Origin of the sequence: Skermanella aerolata KACC 11604, from assembly GCF_000936425.1 — a bacterium.
Classification (GTDB): Bacteria; Pseudomonadota; Alphaproteobacteria; order Azospirillales; family Azospirillaceae; genus Skermanella; species Skermanella aerolata.
In genome coordinates this window covers 1-3,465 of the sequence record NZ_AVFK01000124.1, presented here as the reverse complement: position 1 = coordinate 3,465, position 3,465 = coordinate 1, and the positions used below count along the sequence as shown (strand labels likewise).

The 3,465-nt window shown below is 61.0% G+C and carries 2 protein-coding genes and 1 pseudogene; all 3 read right to left on the bottom strand.

Features of this window, described 5'->3' with window-relative positions:
- Window positions 1–95: 95 nt before the first annotated feature.
- Window positions 96–515 (bottom strand): annotated as a pseudogene (locus tag N826_RS38490) (IS6 family transposase); the annotation flags it as partial.
- A gap of 132 nt (window positions 516–647) precedes the next feature.
- Window positions 648–1,253: a hypothetical protein gene (locus N826_RS38485; protein ID WP_044437820.1), complete on the bottom strand. Its 606-nt coding sequence runs from the start codon at window positions 1,251–1,253 to the stop codon at window positions 648–650.
- Complete coding sequence (locus N826_RS38480) at window positions 1,237–3,048, bottom strand: hypothetical protein (protein ID WP_147041316.1); 1,812 nt, start codon at window positions 3,046–3,048, stop codon at window positions 1,237–1,239. The genes N826_RS38485 and N826_RS38480 overlap by 17 nt, the downstream gene beginning before the upstream one ends.
- Between the last annotated feature and the right edge of the window lie 417 nt (window positions 3,049–3,465).

The following is a 3,465-nucleotide window of genomic DNA, read 5'->3' as shown; positions in this document are numbered from 1 at the left end:
TCGCCGCGCTGCAGGACCTGATCTCCGCCGCCTGATACAGCTTCTGGTATTCAGGCGTCTGTCTGCTACGCAACTTGCCCCGAATGCTGACAGAACCTGTCGGTGATCATCACGCGGGGTGCCCGGCATTTCCGCTTCAGCAGCTTGCGCAGCAGGCGCTTGGCCGCCTTCTTGTCGTGCCGGCTCTGGACCAGGACATCAAGCACGATGCCGTGCTGATCCACAGCGCGCTACAGATAATGCTTCTTGCCGGCAATCTTGAGGACGACTTCATCCATGTGCCACTTGTCGCCGGGGCGAGGCAGCCGTCGGCGGATGATGTTGGCGAACTCCTAGCCGAACTTCAGCCCCCACTGCCGGATCATCTCGTGGCTGACCTCGATGCCTCGGAACGCGAGCATCTCCTCCACCATGCGTAGGCTCAACGGAAAGCGAAAGTACAGCCTGACCGTGTAGCTGATCAGCTCGGGAGGGAAGCGATAGCCGGCGTAAAGGGACTTGGTCGAGCTCGTCATGCCGGCCTCATACCCGAACCACGCCCATCAGGCAACCCGACCCGCCGCCAACTTGACGATGCCCCCCCCGCCTGATCCCTGATCGCTCGGCAGTCCCGCCTCGTGGCAAGGTCGACAACAACTCTGCCGAACTCAGCGCGCGGCGCCGGCCTCGAACTCAATTTGCCGGACCTCCGCGGCAAGGACATTGGCACGGCGCACGAGCGCGAGACGTTCATCTGGCGTCACCGGAGCGAACGGAAGGAGTCGGAACTCACCGTCAAGCACCGCCACCGAGGTGAGCGCCGTCGCGGCCCGGCTATGAAGTGCATGCAGGCCGCCGGTGCCGCCTATGGCACCACCAAGATAGTCCGCCACAAGGGCAAGCGATGAGCTTGCCAGGGTGATGCCGGCAGTGAGCAGCGCCACGAAGCGCTGCTCCACGATAACCGCTCCGATCACGCCTGCGGCGGCAATGCCACCCACCAGATTGGCAGCGAGCCGCGTCAGACGAGAGCGCCGTAGCCGACGGTCGAGGAACCGAGCGGCTGTCTCGGCCCTATCGCGCGCCACCCGCAGGGCCTCGTCGGCCAAGCCCTCAAGCGCAGCATGAATCTTCTCGTCTGTACCGCCGAGCCTCTTGCCGGGTTCGAACACTGAAGCGGCTTCAGGAAAGCGCGCCCGGAGCCGATCGATCGCGCTTGGATCGTAGCGAGCGAGCAGCCCCACGAGCGATGTAACGTTAAGATCGGTCATCATGCCAGTGCCGTCGGAACGAAGTGGTGAGGATGCGCCTTCCGTCTGCCGAGACCAAGGATGCTTGCGGCGTTCGGATGATCAGGATCGCGAATAAAACAGCTGCCCATGGCAGATCGTAGGGTCTAATCCCCAGGTGCCGGCGGATCCATACTAGAAATCCCATCATAAACCATATGGCGAGCAACACCACGAGCAAAGCCAATATGTCGATAATCAGCAGCCCAGATACTGAAAGAGCCGTATAGAGAAGCGCGACAACAATCGTCGGCAGACCGACGCCATAGCCCGCGAATGCAAGAACGTCGCGCCAGCCCAATCTCAATGTGCTCAACCAGGATCCCTTACGGACCAATGCAGCCCCACCGATCACCGCCGCGAGATTGATAATTGCGAGAAGGCTTATTTCCATGACGAAACGACCCTCTGCTACCTCTACGACGAAGAGAGTCAAAGGAAGAGTGGAGGTTCCAATGACCACCAAAAGATGGGCTATATTAATCAGGACAAGGAATGGAAACATCGCGAAGAACAACATGAAGCGGAGCGTGCGCCGAGCCGCGCGCGTGATAGGGTGAGCATAGCTGTTCCCAGTCCCAGGAAAGGTATCTTTCCAAGATTTCCATCCACTCGGAAGAAAAAAAATACCGCTTACGAAGCCAAAGAACCAGAACATGCCGACCCACTTGAGAGCATTCAACAAGGGAACCGCCCAGGCTCCACGTGGGGTCAGCGCGAAGCGCACCCCGTTCAGCATGAGTTGATGCGAGGCTGCTCTCTTGTCATTCCTAGCCCGAGCCAGTAGCATAGCGGTTACATCGTCCAGCAATGCCTGGGTTACGACAAGGCCCTCCGGCGATGCCTGCGCCAGCGCCTCAAGCAGTTCGCCAAGGGTTCCCCCTGAGCGCAGAACGGCGAGCCCATCAGCTACAGCCGTCACGTTGACCGGCGACAGAAAACCGCTACGCATGGCACCTGCCGTGTCACAGCCAAGCAGTACCACGCCACTTCCGGCATCGCGGGCAGCCGCAACGATCTTTTCGAGTTCGACTTGCGCCAGCACCTCGCCACCGACGCCGCGCATCACAAACGACCCGTTCTCGACGTGACCTACGACAAGCAGCAGCCGGTCAGGAGACCCACGCAGATTGGCGATCCAACCCGGCGCCGCGTCCGGTGCCAGGGCCTTGTGGATGTCACCGACACGCTGGTCCAGCAAGCGCACGGTGTCGATTTCACGCGGATCAAAGAGCGAAACCACTTCAACGTCAGCGCGTGTGATTCGCGTTCGGGCCAGCGCCGCGAATACATCAAGGTTGGGGGCCGAGCGGAGATCCAGGTAAACGCGCTCGCCTACGCGCGCGAGGAGCCCGCCGCTCACGCCTTCGGATGCCGCCTCGATCGGTATCGCCGACCCATCACGGCGCAGGAGTTGAGGACGGGTGTTTTCCGGGATGGATGGCAACAGATGGCGAAGATCGTCCAGAGACTCTTCAGGAATCAGGAGGTCGACCACGGTGTACGAGGCAACCACGCCCGACAGGTTCGCCGCAATCGTCTCCACGTTGATAACTTGACCGCCGATGTCAGTCCCGACCAGCCTGAGTTGTCCGCTCTGAGGCGCCAGCACATAGACGCCGCGTCTGCCCGAAGCGGCTTGCCTGGCGGCAGTCAAGAGGTCGTCGAGCGAGCGGGCGCCTCCCGCTTCGGGCCTGATTGCCTCGGGCACCCTCCTGGACAAGATTGAGAAGAAATCGCCACGCGCCACGCTCGGCACCGCAGCGAGCGCAAGCAGCAACAGGAAAGCGACGGCTCGCAGTGCGAGGTGCAGGGACGTCCTTGCCCGGCTCAATCCAAAAGCGCTGGAAATGGCTGATGGTTTGCGTTCCGATCGAGGGGCTCCTCCAGTGTCCGGTGGCCTCGGGGCGAGGCGTAGACCGCTATTGCCGAATAGCTTCGACACCATGGAGCCGGTCGGCAGTGCGTGGATGCAAGTAGCCGAGGTACTATCGGTCTGGATTTGCAACTTTTCCTGTGAGATTCTCCACACTGGCGGCCCTCGTAGCCGGCGAGGCGACCGTAGATCGCTACAGCGGCAGTTGCGTCCACAAACTCCGATGCCGGTCTGACCAGTATTCCATCCCTGACTGGATGAGAGCCTGATGGAGTGCACCATCCGAACGCAATTGGTACCGTTCGATTTACGCTGGCAGTT